The 19,034-nt window shown below is 73.2% G+C and carries 15 protein-coding genes and 1 pseudogene; 13 read left to right on the top strand and 3 right to left on the bottom strand.

Annotated elements, in window-relative coordinates; genetic code table 11:
* The first annotated feature begins 75 nt into the window (after window positions 1-75).
* The 3 genes from ACFPFQ_RS36420 to ACFPFQ_RS36410 are packed head-to-tail and all read left to right on the top strand — an operon-like array spanning window position 76 to window position 3,994.
* The gene (locus tag ACFPFQ_RS36420; protein ID WP_379627233.1) at window positions 76-1,530 is read left to right on the top strand and encodes an FAD-linked oxidase C-terminal domain-containing protein; all 1,455 of its coding nucleotides are present in this window, start codon (window positions 76-78) and stop codon (window positions 1,528-1,530) included.
* Entirely contained in the window at window positions 1,527-2,690 is a 1,164-nt protein-coding gene (locus ACFPFQ_RS36415; RefSeq protein ID WP_379627231.1) for an FAD-binding oxidoreductase, read from the top strand. The genes ACFPFQ_RS36420 and ACFPFQ_RS36415 overlap by 4 nt, the downstream gene beginning before the upstream one ends.
* Window positions 2,687-3,994 carry a (Fe-S)-binding protein gene (locus tag ACFPFQ_RS36410; protein ID WP_379627229.1) on the top strand — a complete coding sequence of 436 codons (1,308 nt, stop codon included), beginning with the start codon at window positions 2,687-2,689 and terminating at the stop codon, window positions 3,992-3,994. The genes ACFPFQ_RS36415 and ACFPFQ_RS36410 overlap by 4 nt, the downstream gene beginning before the upstream one ends.
* Window positions 3,995-4,155: 161 nt before the next feature.
* On the opposite strand, the gene ACFPFQ_RS36405 is transcribed toward ACFPFQ_RS36410, so the two are convergent.
* Entirely contained in the window at window positions 4,156-5,658 is a 1,503-nt protein-coding gene (locus ACFPFQ_RS36405; RefSeq protein ID WP_379627227.1) for a PucR family transcriptional regulator, read from the bottom strand.
* A 126-nt stretch (window positions 5,659-5,784) separates the two neighbouring features.
* Between ACFPFQ_RS36405 and speB the strand changes: the two genes are divergently transcribed.
* The 5 genes and pseudogenes from speB to lysS all read left to right on the top strand — a co-directional run bounded on the left by speB (window position 5,785) and on the right by lysS (window position 12,947).
* On the top strand, window positions 5,785-6,738 hold the full coding sequence (gene speB, locus ACFPFQ_RS36400) for an agmatinase (RefSeq protein ID WP_379627225.1): 954 nt from the start codon (window positions 5,785-5,787) through the stop codon (window positions 6,736-6,738).
* Window positions 6,735-8,324: a 5-guanidino-2-oxopentanoate decarboxylase gene (locus ACFPFQ_RS36395; protein ID WP_379627223.1), complete on the top strand. Its 1,590-nt coding sequence runs from the start codon at window positions 6,735-6,737 to the stop codon at window positions 8,322-8,324. Before speB ends, ACFPFQ_RS36395 begins: the two co-directional genes overlap by 4 nt.
* A 39-nt stretch (window positions 8,325-8,363) precedes the next feature.
* Window positions 8,364-8,807: pseudogene (locus ACFPFQ_RS36390) on the top strand (sodium:solute symporter family transporter); the annotation flags it as partial.
* 97 nt (window positions 8,808-8,904) lie between these two features.
* On the top strand, window positions 8,905-9,456 hold the full coding sequence (locus tag ACFPFQ_RS36385; protein WP_379627221.1) for a sodium:solute symporter family transporter: 552 nt from the start codon (window positions 8,905-8,907) through the stop codon (window positions 9,454-9,456).
* A gap of 74 nt (window positions 9,457-9,530) precedes the next feature.
* Window positions 9,531-12,947 (top strand): lysine--tRNA ligase, encoded by a 3,417-nt coding sequence (gene lysS / locus ACFPFQ_RS36380; protein WP_379627219.1) that lies wholly within the window; start codon window positions 9,531-9,533, stop codon window positions 12,945-12,947.
* Here the strand turns inward: lysS and ACFPFQ_RS36375 are convergent.
* Window positions 12,842-13,804: a DMT family transporter gene (locus ACFPFQ_RS36375; RefSeq protein ID WP_379627217.1), complete on the bottom strand. Its 963-nt coding sequence runs from the start codon at window positions 13,802-13,804 to the stop codon at window positions 12,842-12,844. The genes lysS and ACFPFQ_RS36375 overlap by 106 nt on opposite strands.
* 102 nt (window positions 13,805-13,906) lie before the next feature.
* On the opposite strand from ACFPFQ_RS36375, the gene ACFPFQ_RS36370 reads away from it, so the two are divergent.
* Window positions 13,907-14,932, top strand: a complete 1,026-nt coding sequence (locus tag ACFPFQ_RS36370; RefSeq protein WP_379627216.1) for an alpha/beta hydrolase — start codon at window positions 13,907-13,909, stop codon at window positions 14,930-14,932.
* A gap of 38 nt (window positions 14,933-14,970) precedes the next feature.
* Here the strand turns inward: ACFPFQ_RS36370 and ACFPFQ_RS36365 are convergent, their stop codons facing one another.
* Window positions 14,971-15,957, bottom strand: coding sequence for a thiamine-phosphate kinase (locus ACFPFQ_RS36365; protein ID WP_379627214.1), 987 nt, complete (start codon window positions 15,955-15,957; stop codon window positions 14,971-14,973).
* Window positions 15,958-16,031: 74 nt separating this feature from the next.
* Between ACFPFQ_RS36365 and ACFPFQ_RS36360 the strand changes: the two genes are divergently transcribed.
* The 4 genes from ACFPFQ_RS36360 to ACFPFQ_RS36345 are packed head-to-tail and all read left to right on the top strand — an operon-like array spanning window position 16,032 to window position 18,875.
* On the top strand, window positions 16,032-16,268 hold the full coding sequence (locus ACFPFQ_RS36360) for an Lrp/AsnC ligand binding domain-containing protein (RefSeq protein ID WP_379627213.1): 237 nt from the start codon (window positions 16,032-16,034) through the stop codon (window positions 16,266-16,268).
* A gap of 8 nt (window positions 16,269-16,276) precedes the next feature.
* Entirely contained in the window at window positions 16,277-16,837 is a 561-nt protein-coding gene (locus ACFPFQ_RS36355) for a DUF3515 domain-containing protein (protein WP_379627211.1), read from the top strand.
* 57 nt (window positions 16,838-16,894) lie between these two features.
* Window positions 16,895-17,578 carry a metal-dependent transcriptional regulator gene (locus ACFPFQ_RS36350; protein WP_379627209.1) on the top strand — a complete coding sequence of 228 codons (684 nt, stop codon included), beginning with the start codon at window positions 16,895-16,897 and terminating at the stop codon, window positions 17,576-17,578.
* Window positions 17,579-17,612: 34 nt separating this feature from the next.
* A complete protein-coding gene (locus ACFPFQ_RS36345; protein ID WP_379627207.1) occupies window positions 17,613-18,875 on the top strand; it encodes an Nramp family divalent metal transporter in 1,263 nt (420 codons plus the stop codon).
* Window positions 18,876-19,034: the final 159 nt, after the last annotated feature.

Below are 19,034 nucleotides of genomic sequence, written 5' to 3'. Positions count from 1 at the left end.
GAAAACTTGCGGTCGCATCTCGGAGTCTCTCGACGTAGGCTTCCCGTTGTTCAGCCCGGCATTCAGGAGGACTCGATGACGCTCGGCGCCACCGTGCAGCGCGCCTTCGAGACGGCGCTCGAGCCCCGCGACGTCATCAGCGACCCCGCACGCTGCCGCGCCTACGAGTGCGACGGGCTCACCGGGTACCGCGTCGTGCCCGGACTCGTCCTGCTCCCCCGCACCGCGGAGCAGGTGGCCGCGGCCGTGCGCGTCTGCGCGCAGCACGGCGTTCCGTTCGTCGCGCGGGGCGCGGGCACCGGCCTGTCGGGCGGTGCGCTGCCCGTCGCCGACGGCGTCGTCATCAGCCTGACCCGGCTCAAGCGGGTCCTCGACGTCGACCCGGTCGACCGCCGTGCCGTTGTCGAGCCGGGCGTCACCAACCTCGAGATCACGGCCGCGGCCGCGCCCTACGGGCTCTACTACGCGCCCGACCCGTCGAGCCAGCAGGTCTGCACGATCGGCGGCAACGTCGCGGAGAACTCGGGCGGGGCGCACTGCCTCAAGTACGGGTTCACCACCAACCACGTGCTCTCGGCCGAGGTCGTGCTCGCCGACGGCTCGATCGTCACGCTCGGGAGCGACACGGGCGAGCAGGCCGGGCCGGACCTGCGCGGGGTGTTCCTCGGCTCCGAGGGCACGCTCGGCATCACCACGAAGATCACCGTCCGGCTGCTGCGCACGCCGGAGTCGGTGCGCACGCTGCTCGCCGACTTCCCCTCCATCGGCGCCGCAGGCGATGTCGTGTCCGACATCGTGGCCGCCGGGATCGTGCCCGCGGCCGTCGAGATGATGGACACCCTGGCCATCGAGGCCGCCGAGCAGGCCGTCCACGCCGGTTACACGGTGGGCGTTCCGGCCGCGCTCGTCGTCGAGCTCGACGGCCCCGACGCCGAGTGCGACCTGCAGTTCGAGCAGGTCAAGGCCATCTGCGAGAAGCACGGATGCACCCGCCTGCACATCGCGGGTTCGATCGAGGAGCGCGCCGCCATCTGGCGCGGGCGCAAGGCGGCGTTCGCCGCCGTCGGGCGCATCTCGCCGGACTACTTCGTGCAGGACGGCGTGGTGCCCCGCACGCGGCTCGCCGAGGTGCTCGACCGGATCGCGGCCATGGGCGTCGACGCCGGTCTGCGCGTGGCCAACGTCTTCCACGCGGGCGACGGCAACCTGCACCCGCTCGTGCTCTACAGCGCCGCGGCGGGCGAGACGGAGCAGGCGGAGGTGCTGTCGGGCAAGATCGCCGAGCTGTGCGTCGAGCTGGGCGGCTCGCTCTCGGGCGAGCACGGCATCGGCATGGACAAGGCCTGCTCGATGCCCAAGATGTTCAGCGAGGACGACCTCGCCGTGATGGGACGGGTGCGCGGCGCGTTCGACCCCCACGGGCTCTGCAACCCGGGCAAGATCATCCCGACGCCGCGCCTGTGCGGCGAGCGTCCGGGCAAGTACAAGGCACATCCGCTCGAGGAAGCAGGGGTGATCGAGCGGCTATGAGCGAGCTCGCGAGCACCACAACGAGGCTGGCGCCCACCGATCTGCGGTCGGTGCGCGATGCCGTGCTGGACACCTCCGGCCGGATCGCGATCGCCGGCGCGGGCACGGCAGCCGACTGGGCGGGCCGGCTCGGCGCGGTCGACGCCGTGCTCGACACCACCGGCCTGACCGGCGTGATCGTCCACAACCCCGGGGACATGACGGCCGCGGTCAACGCCGGCATGCCGCTGCGTGCACTGTGCGACGAGCTCTCGTCGCACGGTCAGTACGTGGCCCTGGACGCGGCCCGGGTGGGCGACGGCGCCACCGTCGGCGGCCTGCTGGCCACGGCCGACGCGGGGCCGGGCGCGCTGGTGCACGGCTCGCTGCGCGACCTCGTCATCGGCGCCACGCTGGTGCTGCCCGACGGCACGGTCGCCCGCACCGGGGGGCACGTGATCAAGAACGTGGCCGGCTACGACCTGACCAAGGTCGTGCACGGCTCCTACGGCACCCTCGCCGTCATCGCCGAGGTCGTGCTGCGGCTGCACCCGCTCCCCCGCGGGTCGGTGACGATCGTGCTGCCCTGCTCCCTCGCCGAGGCCGCCGAGCACGCCGTGCGAGTACTGGCGCAGCCACTCGAACCCGCAGCACTGGAGTGGGTGGGCGAGAGCGACGTCGACGGCGAGCTCCTCGTGCGCCTCGAGGGCTCCGCAGGCGCTCTCGAACAGCGTGCGGAGCGGGTGAGCCGGCTGCTCGGTTCGAGCGAGCGGCACGATGGTGCACCCGGTGTGGACGAGAGTGCCGTTCGCTCGGGCGCCGATGCCTTCGCCCGCCACGTCGAACTCACCGGTGGCGCCACCGGAGCCGCCGTGCTGCGCGTCGGTGCCCGACCCTCCCGGCTCCCTGCGCTGCTCGCGTCGCTGCCCGGAGTGGTGTCGATCACCGCGGGGCTCGGCACCGGAGTGGCCACCGTCGCGCTCGCACCCGGCTCCGTCGCCGACGCCCACGCGCTCGTGCACGCCGCAGGCGGCACGTCCGTGGTGCGGGCCCGCCCGGCTGGCGCCGACGTCCCCGCGTGGGGACCACCACCCTCGGCGCTCGGCGTGCTGAAGGCCGTCAAGACCGCGCTGGACCCGCAGGACCGATTCGGCTCCGGCCGGTTCAGGGAGTGGATGTGACGGAGTTCGACATCCGGAGCTCGGCGTTCGACGCGCACCGCCCGCCGGAGCGGGAGCTGCTCGACGACTGCGTGCACTGCGGGTTCTGCCTGCCGACGTGCCCCACCTACCAGCTGTGGGGCGAGGAGATGGACTCGCCGCGTGGCCGGATCCTGCTCATGGACCTCGCCGAGAAGGGCGAGATCCCGCTCGCGGGTGCGCTCACCGACCACGTCGACGCCTGCCTGGGCTGCATGGCCTGCGTGACGGCGTGCCCGTCGGGTGTGCAGTACGACCGGCTGCTGGAGTCGGTGCGCCCGCAGATCGAGCGCAACGTGGAGCGGTCGCGCCCGGACCGGCTGTTCCGCAACGCGATCTTCGCGCTGTTCCCCTACCGGCGCAGGCTGCGCGCGGCCGCGCTGCCGGGCGCGCTCTACCAGCAGCTGCGCAAGGCCCCGATCGTCGCGAAGCTCGCGGCGAAGCTGCCGGGGCGGCTGGCGGCGATGGAGTCGCTGCTGCCACCGGTCTCGCTGCGCGACGCGTTCGCCACGCTCCCGGTGATCACGCGGGCCGTCGGGGAGCGTCGCGGGCGGGTAGCGCTGCTCACCGGCTGCGTGCAGGACGTGTTCTTCCACCGGGTCAACGCCGCGACCGTGCGGGTGCTCGCCGCCGAGGGTTACGACGTCCTCGTGCCCCGCGCGCAGCAGTGCTGCGGCGCGCTGGAGCTGCACGCCGGGCGCGAGGACCCGGCGCTGGTGCGGGCCCGGCGCACCGTCGAGCGGTTCGGGACGCTGCCCGTCGACCACGTCGTCACCAACGTCGCCGGTTGCGGCTCGTCGATGAAGGAGTACGGCCACCTGCTGTCAGACGACCCGGAGTGGGCCACGCGGGCACAGGAGTTCAGCGCGAAGGTGCGCGACGTGCACGAGGTGCTCGCCGCCGGCGAGCCGCGCGCCGTGCGGCACCCGGTCCGGGCGCGCGTCGCCTACCACGACGCCTGCCACCTCGGCCACGCCCAGCAGGTGCGGGAGCAGCCCCGGGCGGTCCTGCGCAGCATTCCCGAGGTGCAGCTCGTCGACCTGCCGGAGGCGGCGCTGTGCTGCGGCTCGGCGGGGATCTACAACATGATCGCGCCGGAGGCGGCCTCCGAGCTGGGGGTGCGCAAGGCCGAGAACGTGCGATCGGTGGAGCCGGACGTGATCGTCACCGCCAACCCCGGCTGCCTGCTGCAGATCGGCAAGCACCTGGGGGTCGACATCCCGCTGCTGCACCCGGTCCAGCTGCTGGATGCCTCGATCCGCGGGGTGGCGGTGCCGCGGACGTAGGGCCCTCCTCCCGCGTCGCCGACGTTGCAGGAAAGCCACTTTCCCGCAACGTCGTTGCGGGAAAGTGGCTTTCCTGCCATCGCCGCGCGCGGGTGGCCTGCCGACGGGGCTCCCTGCAACGGCACCCGACGGGCCCGCGCCGCCCCACCGCCCCGGCCCGACTACTCCTCCACGCTCATGCTGGAGACGTCCCGGGCCCGCAGCGCCAGCCACAGCTCCTGCCGGTCCTGTGCCGACGCCATGCGCCGCCCGGTCAGCTTCTCCACCGCCTCGATCCGGTTGCGCACGGTGTGGCGGTGCACCCGCAGCGCCGCGGCCGCCGCCTCCCAGTGCCCGTTGTGCTCCAGGAACACGGTCAGCGCGCGCAGCAGCTCCGCCCCCCGCTCCGCGCTGTCGATGTGGCCCAGCACCGCATCGGCGTAGGCCCGCAGCCGGTCGGGTTCGACGGCTGCCAGCAGCAGCCTGCTGCTCGCGATGTCGCTCGCGTGGGCGTGGCGCCCGCTGATCCGGCTGTCGGGCAGCGCCGAGCGCGCCTGGCGCAGCGACACCGCGACCGCGCCGGGGCGCACCCCGATGCCGATCCCGGCCGCCCGGGTGGGCACGAGCGTCGCCAGCGCCGCGGGGAGGTCGGCGTCCACCGGCACCGCCAGCTCGACGATCTCCCCGGCCACCCGCACGAGCGCGCCGGGCATGGCGGCGGCGAGGTCGGCCGCGAGGTCGTCGGCGTCCGACGGCGCGGCGACGGCGGCGGCCCGCAGGTCGGTGTCCGGCAGCCCGACGGACTCCAGCCACTTCGCCGCGACGAGGTCGTCCACCGTGCCGCGGGCGAGCCGCGCCAGCACCTGCGCCCGGCCGCGCCGCTGCGCCGCGCCCAGCCCGTGCCGGCGCTCCAGCTCCAGTGACAGCAGTGACACGAGGTCGCCGGTGACCTGATGCGACACCGCCGCGTCCGACGGCCCGTCGAGCAGCAGCCAGGCCCGCAACCGCCGTGACCCCAGCGGGTGCACCTCGCGCCGCCGCTGCGGCGTCACGTCGACGCCCGCCGCGAGCAGCCCCTGCCCGCGCACGGTGTCGACGAGTTCCGTCAGCTCGGCCGCCAGCTCCGCACCGCCCGAGCCGGACTCGGCGACGAGCCGCCCGAGCAGGTCGACGACCAGCCCGGTCCGCCCGGTCGCACGGGCGTGCGCGGCCAGGATCGCGCCCGGCCCGCCCGGTGCGGCGGCCGCCGCCGTCAGCGCCCGCTGGGTGCGCACCGCCCACTCCAGCTGCTTGCGCTCCTCGCGGGCGTGGAACCCGAACACCGCCTTCGTGACGGCGACGAACGGGATCTCCTCCGGCACCGCCAGCAGCGGCAGCCCCGCCGCCTCCGCGGCGGCGACGAGCTCGGGCGGCACCTCCTGGAACCGCAGCTCCGCGCCCAGCCCGATCCCGAGCGCCGGCACCCCCGCGGCGTCGAGCCCCTGCACGTAGGTCGTGCAGGCCTCGGCGGTGAGCGGGAGCATCAGCCCGATCGTCAGCAGCAGCTCGCCACCTTGGAGCCACGCCCACGGCGTGATCAGCTCCGACACCGCGGCAGCTTCGATCGACCGGCCCATACCGGCGTGACCCGCGCAGACCCGCAGGCCCAGCGACCGGTCGGCGACCAGACCCTCGACCGTCAGCATCGCGCCATCCTCCGCCACGTTGTCCGATTCGGCGAGTCTCGATTCCCGTGCTTGGACAGTTCCGCTATTCGCGCAGGTCCGCCCGGCCGTCACCCTTCTGGACACAACCCGCAGAGGAGGAGCCCGGTGACCCAGCCAGCCCCGATCGGACCGGTCGACGCGTCCGCCGTCCCCCGCTACGCGGGACCCGCGACGTTCGCCCGGCTCCCCCGCCTCGACCAGGTCACCCGGGCCGACGTCGCGGTACTCGGCCTGCCGTTCGACACCGGCGTCTCCTACCGGCCGGGCGCGCGCTTCGGGCCCGCCCACGTCCGGGCGTCGTCGAAGCTGCTGCGCCCCTACCACCCGGCGCTGGACGTCTCGCCGTTCGCGGCGCAGCAGGTGGCCGACGCCGGTGACCTCGGGATCAACCCGTTCGACATCGAGGAGGCCATCCGCACCGTCGAGCACGCGTCCAACGACCTGCGCGAGGGCGGCACGAAGCTCCTCTCGATCGGGGGCGACCACACCGTCGCGCTGCCGCTGCTGCGGTCGGTGCACCGCGACCACGGCCCGGTGGCGGTGCTGCACTTCGACGCGCACCTCGATACCTGGGACACCTACTTCGGCGCCGCGTACACCCACGGCACGCCGTTCCGCCGCGCGTCGGAGGAGGGCCTCATCGATCCCGAGCGCAGCATGCACGTCGGCATCCGCGGACCGCTCTACGGCGCCCATGACCTCACCGCCGACGGCGTGCTCGGCTTCCAGGTCATCCACACCGACGACTACCAGCTGCAGGGACTGGCGACGGTCATCGAGCGCATGCACGCACGCCTGGGCGACGGGCCGGTCTACGTCTCGGTCGACATCGACGTGCTCGACCCCGCGCACGCTCCCGGCACCGGCACCCCCGAGGCGGGCGGGCTCACCAGCCGCGAGCTGCTGCACTCGCTGCGCGCGCTCGTCGGCACGGACATCGTCGGCGCCGACATCGTCGAGGTCGCGCCCGCCTACGACCACGCCGAGATCACCGGCATCGCCGCTGCGCACGTCGCGTACGAGCTGCTGTCGGTGCTGGCACTCGGGAAGCCGTCATGACCGACCACCGCAACGGTGGCGCCGCCGTCGTCGAGACGCTCGCGGCCAACGGCGTCGACACGATCTTCGGCATACCCGGCACCCACAACCTCGAGCTCTACCGGCACCTGCGCGACGCCGGGATCCGGCCGGTCACATCGCGCCACGAGCAGGGCGCCGGGTACGCCGCCGAGGCCTACGCGCGGGTCGGCGGGCGGCCCGGTGTCGTCGTGACGACGAGCGGGCCCGGCCTCACCAACGCCATGACCGCGGCGGCCACCGCGTACGCCGAGTCGCAGCCGATGCTCGTGCTCTCCCCCGGCGTCCCGACCGGCAGCGAGGGCCGCGACCTCGGCCTGCTGCACGAGACCAAGGACTCCCGCGCCGCCATGGACCACCTGGTGCGCTGGAGCCGCCGCGTCCGCAGCGCCGACGAGGCCGCCGACGCCGTCACCGACGCGTTCGCGTCGTTCCGCGGCACGCGTCCGCGGCCGGTGCACGTCGAGATCCCGATCGACGTGCTGGAGCAGGTCTGGACCGGCACCGCACGCGCCGCGACGACGGCGAGCGCCCCGGCACCGGACCCGGTCGCCGCCGCCCGTGCGGCCGCGCAGCTCGCCCGCGCGCAGCGCCCGCTGATCATCGCCGGTGGCGGTGCCGTGGACGCGGCCACCGAGGTGGCGGCGCTGGCCGAGGCCATCGGCGCACCCGTCGCCACCAGCGTGAACGGCAAGGGTGTGCTCGACGAGGGGCACCCGCTGTCGGTCGGTGCCGCGATGCGGCTGCGGGCGCTGCAGGACGCCGCCGCCGCGAGCGACGCGCTGCTCGTCGTGGGCAGCGAGCTCGGCGACGCGGACCTGTGGGACGGCCGGATCGGCGGTCAAGCCGTGATCAGGGTCGACGTCGAGGCCGGGCAGCTGCACAAGAACTGCCGCGCCGACGTCACGCTGCTCGCCGACGCCGCCGAGGCGCTCTGGGCGGTGCTCACCGCGCTACCCACCGACCGGCCGCGCGCTACGACCGGTTCCGCCCGGGCCGCCGAGCTGCGCGCCGCCTGTCGCGCCGAGGCCCGCCACGACGCCGGTCCCTACGAGGCCGTCAACGCTGCGGTCCGGGCGGCACTGCCCGCCGACGGCGTGCTGACCGGCGACAGCTCGCAGGTCACCTACTTCGGCTCGGTGCACTTCTTCGACGTGCCCGCGCCGCGGCGGTTCTGCTACACCCCGGGCTACGCCACGCTCGGCTACGGCCTGCCGGCCGGGATCGGTGCCTCGCTGGCCCGGCCGGGTTCCCCGGTCGCGACGCTGCTGGGCGACGGCGCGTTCATGTTCTCCGTGCAGGAGCTCGCCACCGCCGTCGAGCTGCGGTTGCCGCTGCCGATCGTGGTGGTGGACAACGGCGGTTACCGGGAGATCCGCGACCAGGAGCACAGCCGCGGCATCGCGCCCGTCGGCGTCGACCTGCACGTGCCCGACCTCGCGCTGCTCGCCACCGCCTTCGGTGCGCACGGCACGCGCACCACCGACACCGCCGCCATCGGCGAGCTGGTGCACGACGCGCTGGGCGCCGACCGCCCGACCGTGATCCACCTCGACTGGACGGAGTGAGCTGTGGACGTCGCCATCGTCATCGTCTATCTCGTCGCCATGATCGCGTTCGGCTTCTGGGGGAAGCGCCGGGCCACCACCACATCGGACTTCCTCGTCGCCGGGAGACGGCTGGGCCCGCTGCTCTACTCCGGCACCATGGCCGCGATCGTGCTGGGCGGGGCGTCCACGATCGGCGGCGTCGGACTGGGCTACCAGTACGGCCTGTCCGGGATGTGGCTGGTGGTCGCGATCGGCACCGGCATCCTGGCGCTGTCGCTGCTGTTCGCCGGCCGGATCCAGCGCCTGCGCGTCTACACCGTGAGCCAGATGCTGGAGCTGCGCTACGGGCCGGGCTCGAGCGTGCTCTCGGGCGTGGTGATGTTCCTGTACACGCTGATGCTCTCGGCCACCTCGACGATCGCGTACGCCACGATCTTCGGTGCGCTGCTCGACCTGGACAAGGTGCCGGCGATCCTCATCGGCGGCGGTGTCGTGGTGGTCTACTCGACGCTGGGCGGCATGTGGTCGATCACGCTGACCGACTTCGTCCAGTTCGTGATCAAAGGACGACGCCTTTGCCGCCGTCGTCGAGGCGACGATGCCGGCTGCGCTCGCCGGTCTCGTGCTGGCGGCCGCGCTCGCGGCGGTCATGTCGACCTCCAGCGGGGCGCTCATCGCGACGGCCACGGTGTTCGGCCAGGACATCCTCGGCCGCCTGCGCCGGTCGCCGGGTGCCACCACGGAGGACGCCCACGTGCGCGGTAACCGGTGGCTCGTGGCGGTGTTCGGCATCGTGATGATCATCATCGCGGCCGTGCTCAAGGACGTGGTGGCGGCGCTGACGATCGCCTACGACATCCTCGTCGGCGGCCTGCTGATCCCGATACTCGGCGGGCTGGTGTGGCGGCGCGGCACCAACGTCGGCGCGCTGGTGGCGATCGGGCTGGGCATGGTCGCCACGCTGGTGACGATGGCGGTGGTCGGCGACGTCTACGCCAACGAGCCGGTGTACGTCGGCCTCGGCGCCGGGCTGGTCGGCTACGTGGTGGCGAGCCTGCTCTCACCCCCCACCCCCGCCGCGGTGCTGGCCGAGTGGGACCGGCGGTCGAAGGGCGACGCGGAGGTCCCGGTCCCCGTACCGACCTCCTGAACCCGCCTGCGTCGAGGCCGATAGGGCCCGTTCGCGGGATGTACGGGCCCGGCCATGATCCCTATCGTGTGCCGGTGAGCTCCGAGGTGGACCCCGAGATCCATCCGGTTGCGCAGCCCGATCAGCGCGAACACCGGCTGGCGAAGCTGGCCGCCGCCCGGGACGCGGGCCGCGTGCCCTACCGGTATCCCACCGATCACTCCGCCGCGCAGATCCGGTCGGCGCACGCCGCACTCGCGCCCGACGTCCGCACCACGGACCGCGTGCGCGTCGCCGGGCGCGTCGACCTCATCCGGCGCCAGGGCGGCCTCACGTTCGCCGTGCTGCGCGACCGCACCGGCACGGTGCAGCTGTTCGTCGACACCGCGGTGCTGGGGGTCGCCGAGCACCAGGCGTTCGACGCGCTCGACCGCGGCGACTGGGTCGGCGCCGAGGGCACGGTGATGACCACCCGCCGCGGCGAGCTGTCGGTGTTCGTGGAGACGTTCGCCCTGCTGGGAAAGGCGTTGCTGGACGCGCCCGCCAAGCACCACGGCCTCACCGACGTCGAGACCCGGTACCGGCAGCGCTACGTCGACCTCGCCGCCAACGAGCGAACGCGCGAGATCTTCCGGATCCGCCACACCGCGATCCGTGCCATCCGCCGCCACCTCGAGGACCAGGGCTTCACCGAGGTGGAGGGGCCGGTGCTCGGCTCGATCCAGGGCGGCGCATCGGCCCGGCCGTTCGTCACCCACCACAACGCGCTCGACATCGACCTGTACCTGCGCATCGCGCTGGAGCTGCACCTCAAGCGGCTCATCGTCGGCGGCCTGGAGCGGGTGTTCGAGATCGGCCGCGTGTTCCGCAACGAGGGCATCGACACCCGGCACAACCCCGAGTTCACGATGCTCGAGGCCTACCAGGCGTTCGCCGACTACCACGACATGATGGACCTGGTCGAGGGCATGGTCACCGCCGCCGCACACGCTGCGCTCGGCGATGACGTCGTCGTCCACCACGGCGGTCGGGCCATCGACCTGGGTGCCACCCCGTGGCCGCGCAAGCGGTTCGCCGACATGATCGCCGAGCAGACCGGCGAGGTCATGCACCCCGGGATGCCCGTCGACGACGCGCGGGCCGCACTGGACCGGCTGCGCATCCCCTACGAGCGCACCTGGGGCGCCGGGCGGCTGATGAAGGAGGTCTACGACGAGAAGGTGCAGCACGACGTCGTCGGCCCCGTGTTCTGCATCGACTACCCGCGCGAGGTGTCGCCGCTGGCCCGCGTGCACCGCGACGACCCCGACTACGTGGAGCGCTTCGAGCTGATCGTCGCCGGGTTCGAGCTGTGCAACGCCTACTCCGAGCAGAACGACCCGGTGCAGCAGCTCGCCGCGTTCGAGGCCGAGGCGCGCGCGAAGGCAGGGGGTGACCCCGAGGCCGGCGACATCGACCTCGACTACATCCGCGCGCTGGAGCACGGCCTGCCCTGCACGGGCGGCTTGGGCATCGGGATCGACCGGCTGGTGATGCTGCTGGCCAGCGTCGACTCGATCCGTGAGGTGATCCTCTTCCCGACACTGCGCCCGGAGTTCGCGCCGGCGCCGGGCGAGGGGCCCCAGGGTGGTCCGCGACCGGTGCTGCCGCCGACACCCGGTGGCATCGGCGGCACGGCGCAGGGCTCGACCCCGGTTGCCGGCGCCCCGCTCGACGCCGTGACGGCGAGCCTGGTGGCGCTGCCGGACATGGCCCCGTCGGCGCACCCGATCACACCGCCGGTGCGACCGGCCGAACGCGGCCGGGTCGCGATCCGGGTGCTCGCCGTGCTCACCGCGCTGTGCGGGGCGCTGCAGCTGCTCTCGATGATCCCGTTCGTCCACACCGGTCTCGACGGCGCGGCGGCGGGGTTCGGGCCGCTGTGGGTGCCGGTCACCGGGCACGTCGTCTCCGTGATCGTCGGGCTGGTACTGATCCTGCTGGCCGACCAGCTGGCCAAGCGCAAGCTGCTGGCCTGGCGGGTGGCGGTGGTCCTGTTCGTGCTGGGCGGGATCGCGCACATGGTGAAGGGTCCGCACCCGGTGGCCGTCGCGCTGTGCGTCGCGATGCTCGCCGCGCTGCTGTGGCGACGGTCGGACTTCCGGGCCCGCGCCGACCCGCCGTCGCTGCTGCGGCTGGTGCGGTTCGTGCCGATCTACCTGGCCGTCGTCCTCGCGTTCGGCTGGATCGGACTCGGGCTGGAGAGCAGTCGCGTCGAGCCCGACCTCTCACTGGGCGGCGTGCTCGCCACCACGTTCGGCGGGCTGGTCGGGATCGACGGGCCCTACACGTTCGACTCGCCGTTCTTCGCGACGTTCTTCCCCGCCGCGCTCGTCGCACTCGGCGTCGCCGGGCTGGTGGTGTTCGGCATCCTGCTGTTCCGCCCGCTCATCGGCCGCAGCCCGCACACCGAGGACGACTGGGAGCACGCCAACCGGCTCGTGCACGACTACGGCTGGGACACACTGGCCTACTTCTCGCTGCGCGACGACAAGAGCTTCCTGTTCTCCTCCGACGGCGAGGCCGTGCTCGCCTACACCTACCTCGGCGGCTACGCGCTCGTCTCGGCCGACCCGATCGGCGCGCGCGAGTCGGTGGTGCAGGTGCTCGACGAGTTCCTCGCGATGTGCGACGAGCGTGCCTGGCACCCGGCGTTCCTCGCGGTGCGCGAGGCCAGCATGCCCCTGTACGCGTCGCGCGGGTTCACCAGCTTCTACCTCGGCGACGAGGCGATCCTCGACTGCGCGCGCTTCTCGCTGGCCGGCTCGGCGCGCAAGAGCCTGCGGGCCGCCGTGCGTCGGGTCGGTCGCGGCTACCGCTTCCAGTTGATCACCGAGGCGAACGCGGCTCCGCGGCTGGTCGAGCAGCTCAACGCGATCAGCGCGAAGTGGCGGGGCAAGGCGCCCGAACGCGGGTTCACGATGTCGCTCTCGCAGGACATCACCGGCGCCGGCGCCAACCCCGAGTTCCTGCTGTGCGTCGCGCTGGACGAGAACGGCGTGCCCGGCGGTTTCCTCCGCGTCGTGCCCGCCTACGGGCCCTCGTTCGGTTACACGCTCGACCTCATGCGCCATGACCCCGGCGCCCCCAACGGCATGACGGAGTTCCTGATCGCCTCCACGGCCGCCGCCCTCGGCGGGCGGGGCGTGCGACGGCTGTCGATGAACTTCGCCATGTGGGGCAGGCTGTTCGACGAGACGATCCCCACCACACCCGCCCAGCGGGCGGCCCGGTGGGCGGTGGGCGTGCTCAACCCGTTCTTCCAGATCAAGTCGCTCCACGACTTCAACGCGAAGTTCGATCCCGAGTGGCTGCCGCGGGTGCTGGCCTACCGCAACGCGGTGGATCTGCCGCGCGTCGGCCTGCTCTACGCCGGGGCGGAGGGATTCCTGGCGCTGCCGGGGGTGGGCGAGCTGCTGGTGCCCAAGGCCGTCGGCGGCGTCGCGTCACCGTCGACGCCGCGGGCGGCCTGAGCGACCTGCGGCGTGGCCCGAGCCGACGAGCGCGCGAGCGCGATCGTCGCGGTTGCCATCACCACGACGAGGACGGCGATCAGCACCCACTCGGCACCGTCGGAGCGCAGCTCCTCCTGCAGGACGAGTGCCCCGATGGCGACGGCCACCAGCGGCTCCCCCACGATCATGGTGGGTAGCGAGGCGCCGAGCCGGCCCGCCTGGAACGCCGACTGCTGCAGCAGCGTGCCGAGCACCGACACGGCCACCAGCGCGTAGGTCTCCCAGGCCGTCAGGAGGACGCCGAGGCCGTCACCGAGGCCGTCGACCACGCCCTTGGTCAGCGCCGCGGCGATCCCGTAGCAGAGCGCGGTGGCCGCGGCGAGCAGTACCGCACGCACGGTGCCCCGGGCCCGCACCGAGGTGATCAGCACCACCGCCAGCACGCCGGCGAGGACCGAGCCGGTGGGCAACCAGGCGTCGGCGCCTGCGCGGTCGACGCCCTCGGTCGGGTCGCCGGACACCACGAACACCGCCAAGGCAACGGCAAGCACCACTGCCCAGATCCAGTCGGCCCGGCCCAGCGGCCGGCCGACCCACCGCGCTCCCAGCGGCAGCGCGAACAGCAACGTCGTGACCAGCAGCGGCTGCACCAGCAGCAACGAACCGACACCGAGCGCGGCGGCCTGCACCGCGAAGCCGCCGGCGTCACCCACCAGCCCCGCCCACCACAGCGGACGGCGAACCAGCACGCGGATCAGGCCGAGCCCGCGCGCGCTGTCGTCGGAGACCATGGCCGCCGACCGCTGCTGCGCCACCGACGCCACGGCGAACAGTGCCGCGGCGACGAGCGCGAGTACTGCCGCGAGAACGGTCACCGCCACTATCATGCCGCGATCGATGCCCTCGCGAACGTCTCGCTGACCAGTTGGTGGCCGCTGGGGACGCTGCTGGTCACGTTCGCGGTCGCCGCGCTCGCGGTGGCGGTGCTGGTGCTGCGCCGCGCATGGGCACGCACGCTCGCCGTGCTGGTGGGCGTGGTGCTGCTGCTGGCGAGCGCCGCGCAGGCCGTCAACGCCTACTACGGCTACTACCCCACGCTGTCGGAGGCGCTGGGCGGGCCCTCTCCCGGCGAGGCCTCCCTCGCCCGCGCCGAGGCGGGGGCCGCCGACGGCACCATCCCGGCCGCGGGCCAGGTCGTGCCGGTGGACCTGCCCGGCACCGTCTCGGGCTTCGCGGCCCGCCAGGCCCGCGTGTACCTCCCGCCGGCGTGGTCGGTGAAACCCCGCCCCACGCTGCCGGTGGTCATGCTGCTGCACGGCACGCCCGGTGACCCGGCCAACTGGACCGACGGCGGCGCGGCGCAGACCACCGCCGACGCCTGGGCCGCCCAGCACCACGGCGTGGCCCCGGTGCTCGTCATGCCCGACATCAACGGCTCGCTCACCGCCGACACGGAGTGCGTCGACAGCCCGGTCGGCAACGCGGAGACCTACCTGACCGTGGACGTGCCCGCTGCCGTCCAGAAGGTCTTCGGCACCGCCGCCCCCGGCCCGCAATGGGCGATCGCAGGGCTCTCCGAGGGCGGCACGTGCGCGATCATGCTGGCGCTGCGGCACCCCGCGCTGTTCAGCGCGTTCGGTGACTTCGGCGGGCTCGTCGGCCCGCGCGTCGGGGAGTCCAACAGCGACACCGCCGACACGATCACCCAGCTGTTCGGCGGCTCGCAGCAGGCGTTCGAGGCCCACGAGCCGGCAGCCCTGCTGAGATCGACCCGGTTCCCGTCACTGGGCGGCTGGTTCCAGGTCGGCACCGACGACGCCGAGCCGCTCGCCGGGACCCGGGAGCTCGTGCCGCTGGCGAAGGCTGCCGGGATCTCGAGCTGCCTCGTCGAGATGCCCGGCCAGGGCCACACGTTCGACGTCTGGTCGGCCGCGTTCCGCCAATCGCTGCCCTGGTTGGCGGGACGCGTCGGGCTCGTGCCCCGGACCGATGCCTGCCCCTGAGAGTGCGTGACGTCGGACCTCAGCTCACCGCGCGACGGTCAGCGGGCGAAGTGGTCCCACCCCGCCGCGCCGCCGTCGTAGGGCTTCCCCGACACCAGCACGCGCGGTGACCCCTCCCGCGCCTCCCCGATCGCCGCCCAGCCCGCGGGCAGGCCGGCGTCCGGCGGGAACGTGGCGACCAGCGCGTGGTCCTCACCGCCGGTGAGGAGCCAGTGCACCGGGTCGACGCCCAGCGCGGCGCCGACATCGGCGAGCCGGGCAGGCACCGGCGGCGGCCGCACGTCGATCTCGACCCCCGACGCTGCCGCGATGTGGCCCAGGTCCGCCAGCAGCCCGTCGGAGACGTCGATCATCGCCGTGGCGCCTGCCACGGCCGCGGCCGGGCCCGCCGCGTAGGGCGGCTCCGGTACCCGCTGCGCCCCGACCACCACCTTCGGCGAGCGGAACCCCCGCGCGAGCACCGCCCAGCCTGCGGCCGCCCAGCCCGTGCGGCCGGCCAGCGCGACGATGTCGCCGGGTCGGGCACCGGATCGGGTCACCGGCTCCCGGCCCTCGAGCGAGCCGAGCACGGTGATCGACAGCACCAGGGTCGCCGACGACGTCACATCGCCCCCCACCACACCCGCTCCGGCGGCCGTGGCCTCGGCCCACAACCCGTCGCCGATCTCCGTGAGCGTCGCGATCGGCGTGCTCTCGGGGCAGGACAGCCCGAGCAACAGGGCCGTGGGCACGGCGCCCATGGCCGCGATGTCGGCCAGGTTCGACGCGGCGGCCTTGCGCCCGACCTGCTCCGGGGTGGACCAGTCGAAGCGGAAGTGCACGCCCTCCACCAGCACGTCCGTGCTGACCACGACCCGCCCGTCGGGCGCGGCCACGATCGCGGCATCGTCGCCGGGCCCCAGCAGCGTGCTCGCCGGCTGCACCCGGCCGGCCGTCAGCCGGGCGATCAGCCCGAACTCGCCGACGCCAGCAAGTGTGCCGCTCGTCTCGGATCCCTCCCCATCTGGTGGTGACGATGTGGGCAACGCGTCCACCTCCGGTACGTTCGGCTTCCGACTTTCCTATCCGGAAGTCATTCCGACTCCGAAAGGGGCACGCCGTGGTGCAGGCCTACATCCTCGTCCAGACGGAGGTCGGCAAGGCAGCCGCCGTCGCTGCCGAGATCGCCGGTCTCGCCGGCGTGGTGTCCGCCGAGGATGTCACCGGCCCCTACGACGTGATCGTGCGCGCCCAGGCCGATGACGTCGACCAGCTCGGCCAGCTCGTGGTGGCCCGCGTGCAGGGCGTCAGCGGTATCACCCGCACGCTGACCTGCCCGGTGGTCCACCTCTCCTGAGCAGCACAATGAGCGGCGTGAAGCAGCGCCTCCAACCGGCCGTGGTGTTCGCGATCGCTCTGCCGCTGCTGCTCGCCGTGGTGGTGGCCGGGATCGCGATCACCGCGCGCGTGCGGGGCGACGACGCGGTCGCACCACCCGTCGCCGAGACCGGTCCGCTCGCCCTCGCTCCGGTGGACGCACCGGACGCGGGCAGCGGCTCCTGCACCACGCTGCTCGACGCCCTGCCCGCCACGCTCGACGGCGGCCGCGCCACCCGTCCGCTCGCTGCGCCGGCACCACCCGCCAGCCGCGCCTGGGCGGCGGTCCCGCGCCCGGTGGTGTTGCGCTGCGGGCTGCCCCGACCGGCCGAGCTCACGCCCACGTCCGCACTGCTGGCCGTCAACGGCGTCAGCTGGCTGCGCCTCGACGACGGCGTGCCCGATCCCGTGGTCATCACCTACGTCGCCGTCGACCGCCCCGTATACGTGGTGCTCACCGTGCCCGTCGACGCCGGCAGCGCGCCGCTGCAGCAGATCTCGGACGTCGTGCGCGACAAACTGCCCACCACGGCGGTGGCTGTGCGCTAGGTCTCAATCTGAGACGAGCCTGGTTCCGCTTGTTAGCCGTGTCTAACATCGCCGTTCATGGTGACTATGTCCCGGGCCACCGAGGACTACCTCAAGGCGATCTACCACCTCGCCACGCGCGGTGAGCCCGTCACCACCGGCCTGCTCGCCACCGAGCTGGGCGTCTCGGCACCTTCGGTGTCGGCCATGGTCAAGCGCCTCGAGGACGGCGAGCTCGTCGACCGGCCCGACACCCGCTCGCTGCGCCTGACCGACTCCGGTGAGCAGGCCGCGCTGCGCGTGGTGCGCCGCCACCGGCTGCTGGAGACGTTCCTCGCCGAGGCACTCGACGTGCCGTGGGACGAGGTGCACGCCGAGGCGGAACTGCTCGAGCACGCGCTGTCGGACCGCCTCGAGGAGCGCATCGACGCGGCACTCGGCTACCCCACCCACGATCCACACGGCGACCCGATCCCGCCACGCCACGGCCGCCACGACGAGGGCTGGGGCATCGCGCTCGACGCCGTCGCGCCGGGCTGCCGCTTCCGCGTCGAGCGGGTCTCCGATCGCGACTCCGCCGCGCTGCGCCACCTCGGCGAGCTGGGCGTGCGCCCCGGGGTGGCCATCGACATCGACGAGCAGGGCCCGTTCGGCGGGCCGCTCTGGATCCGGGTCCGTGGCGCCCGCCACGGCCTCGGCACGCAGTTGACCAGGTTGATTCACGGCCACGTCCTGGACGCCGGAGTCGAGGAGGACACATGACCGTCGAAGCGCTCATTTCCACGGAGGAGCAGCTGTGACCGCCGTCCAGGAGCCCGCGAAGACCGTCGCGGAGATCCGCGCGACGCGCGGGATGCGCAGCAAGCTGATCTTCTTCGGCCCCGCGTTCGTCGCCGCCATCGCCTACGTCGACCCCGGCAACTTCGCCACCAACTTCTCCGCGGGCGCCCAGTACGGCTACCTGCTGCTCTGGGTGATCATCGGGGCCAACCTGCTCGCGATGCTGATCCAGACGCTGTCGGCCAAGCTCGGCATGGCCACCGGGCGCAACCTGCCGGAGATGTGCCAGGAGCGGTTCCCCAAGACGGTGTCGCGCCTGATGTGGGTGCAGGCCGAGCTGGTGGCCATCGCCACCGACCTGGCGGAGGTCATCGGCGGCGCCATCGCGCTGAACCTGCTGTTCGGCATCCCCCTGTTCACCGGCGGCGTCATCACCGGGATCGTCGCGTTCGCGCTGCTGGCACTGCAGAACCGCGGGTTCCGGCCGTTCGAGCTGGCGATCGCCGGCCTGTTCGGCGTGATCCTGCTGGGCTTCCTCACCACCGTGTTCCGCATCGGGATCGACGGTCCCGACCTCGCCGCCGGCCTGATCCCCCGGTTCGAGGGCACCGACAGCCTGCTGCTGGCCACCGGCATCCTCGGCGCCACCGTGATGCCCCACGTGATCTACCTGCACTCCGCGCTCACCTCCGGCCGGATCCCGGCCGTCACCGCCGACGACCGCCGGTTCCTCATGCGCCGCCAGCGGGCCGACGTCCTGATCGGCATGGGCCTGGCCGGTGTGGTCAACGCCGCCATGCTGGTGATCTCCGCGGCGCTGTTCTTCGGGAGCAACATCCCCGACACCGACACCCTCGAGGGCGTGCACGCCGGCCTCGCGCGGGTGCTCGACCAGCCTGCCGCCTTCGCCTTCGCGCTGGCGCTGCTCGCGTCGGGCTTCGCGTCCTCGGGTGTCGGTACCTACGCGGGCCAGGTCGTCATGCAGGGGTTCATCCAGCGCCGCATCCCGCTGCTGCTGCGCAGGCTCCTCACGCTCACCCCGGCACTCGTGGTGCTGGGTCTCGGGCTCGACGCCACGCGGGCGCTGGTGCTCTCGCAGGTGGTGCTCTCCTTCGGCATCCCGTTCGCGCTCGTGCCGCTGGTGCTGATCACCCGCGACCGCGCGGTCATGAAGGAGCTGGTCAACCACAAGATCACCACGGCTGTCGCGAGCGTCGCGGCCGCGCTGATCATCGGCCTCAACGGGTTCCTGATCTGGCAGACCGTCACCGGCGCCTAGCGCCGCTGCGCCGAACGCCGGTCTGCGGGCAGCGGATACCCTGACGGCTGCATCGATCGGCAAGCCACTCAGCGTCACCAGACACCGTCGAGAACGACGTTGTGATGATCAACAGGGCCTTTTGATCATCGTACCGTCGTTCTCGACGGGCCCTTGGGT

This window comes from Pseudonocardia sp. GCM10023141 (assembly GCF_042653605.1).
Note: the sequence above shows the minus strand (reverse complement) of the source record. Positions and strands in the feature narration are given on the sequence as shown.

Bases quoted from the DNA above. Each gene is read 5' to 3' on its own strand.
- ACFPFQ_RS36405 (WP_379627227.1), bottom strand. From the start codon at position 5,658: ATGCTGACGGTCGAGGGTCTGGTCGCCGACCGGTCGCTGGGCCTGCGG.
- ACFPFQ_RS36395 (WP_379627223.1), top strand. From the start codon at position 6,735: ATGACCGACCACCGCAACGGTGGCGCCGCCGTCGTCGAGACGCTCGCG.
- ACFPFQ_RS36350 (WP_379627209.1), top strand. From the start codon at position 16,895: ATGGTGACTATGTCCCGGGCCACCGAGGACTACCTCAAGGCGATCTAC.
- ACFPFQ_RS36385 (WP_379627221.1), top strand. From the start codon at position 8,905: ATGCCGGCTGCGCTCGCCGGTCTCGTGCTGGCGGCCGCGCTCGCGGCG.
- ACFPFQ_RS36355 (WP_379627211.1), top strand. From the start codon at position 16,277: ATGAGCGGCGTGAAGCAGCGCCTCCAACCGGCCGTGGTGTTCGCGATC.
- ACFPFQ_RS36420 (WP_379627233.1), top strand. From the start codon at position 76: ATGACGCTCGGCGCCACCGTGCAGCGCGCCTTCGAGACGGCGCTCGAG.
- ACFPFQ_RS36415 (WP_379627231.1), top strand. From the start codon at position 1,527: ATGAGCGAGCTCGCGAGCACCACAACGAGGCTGGCGCCCACCGATCTG.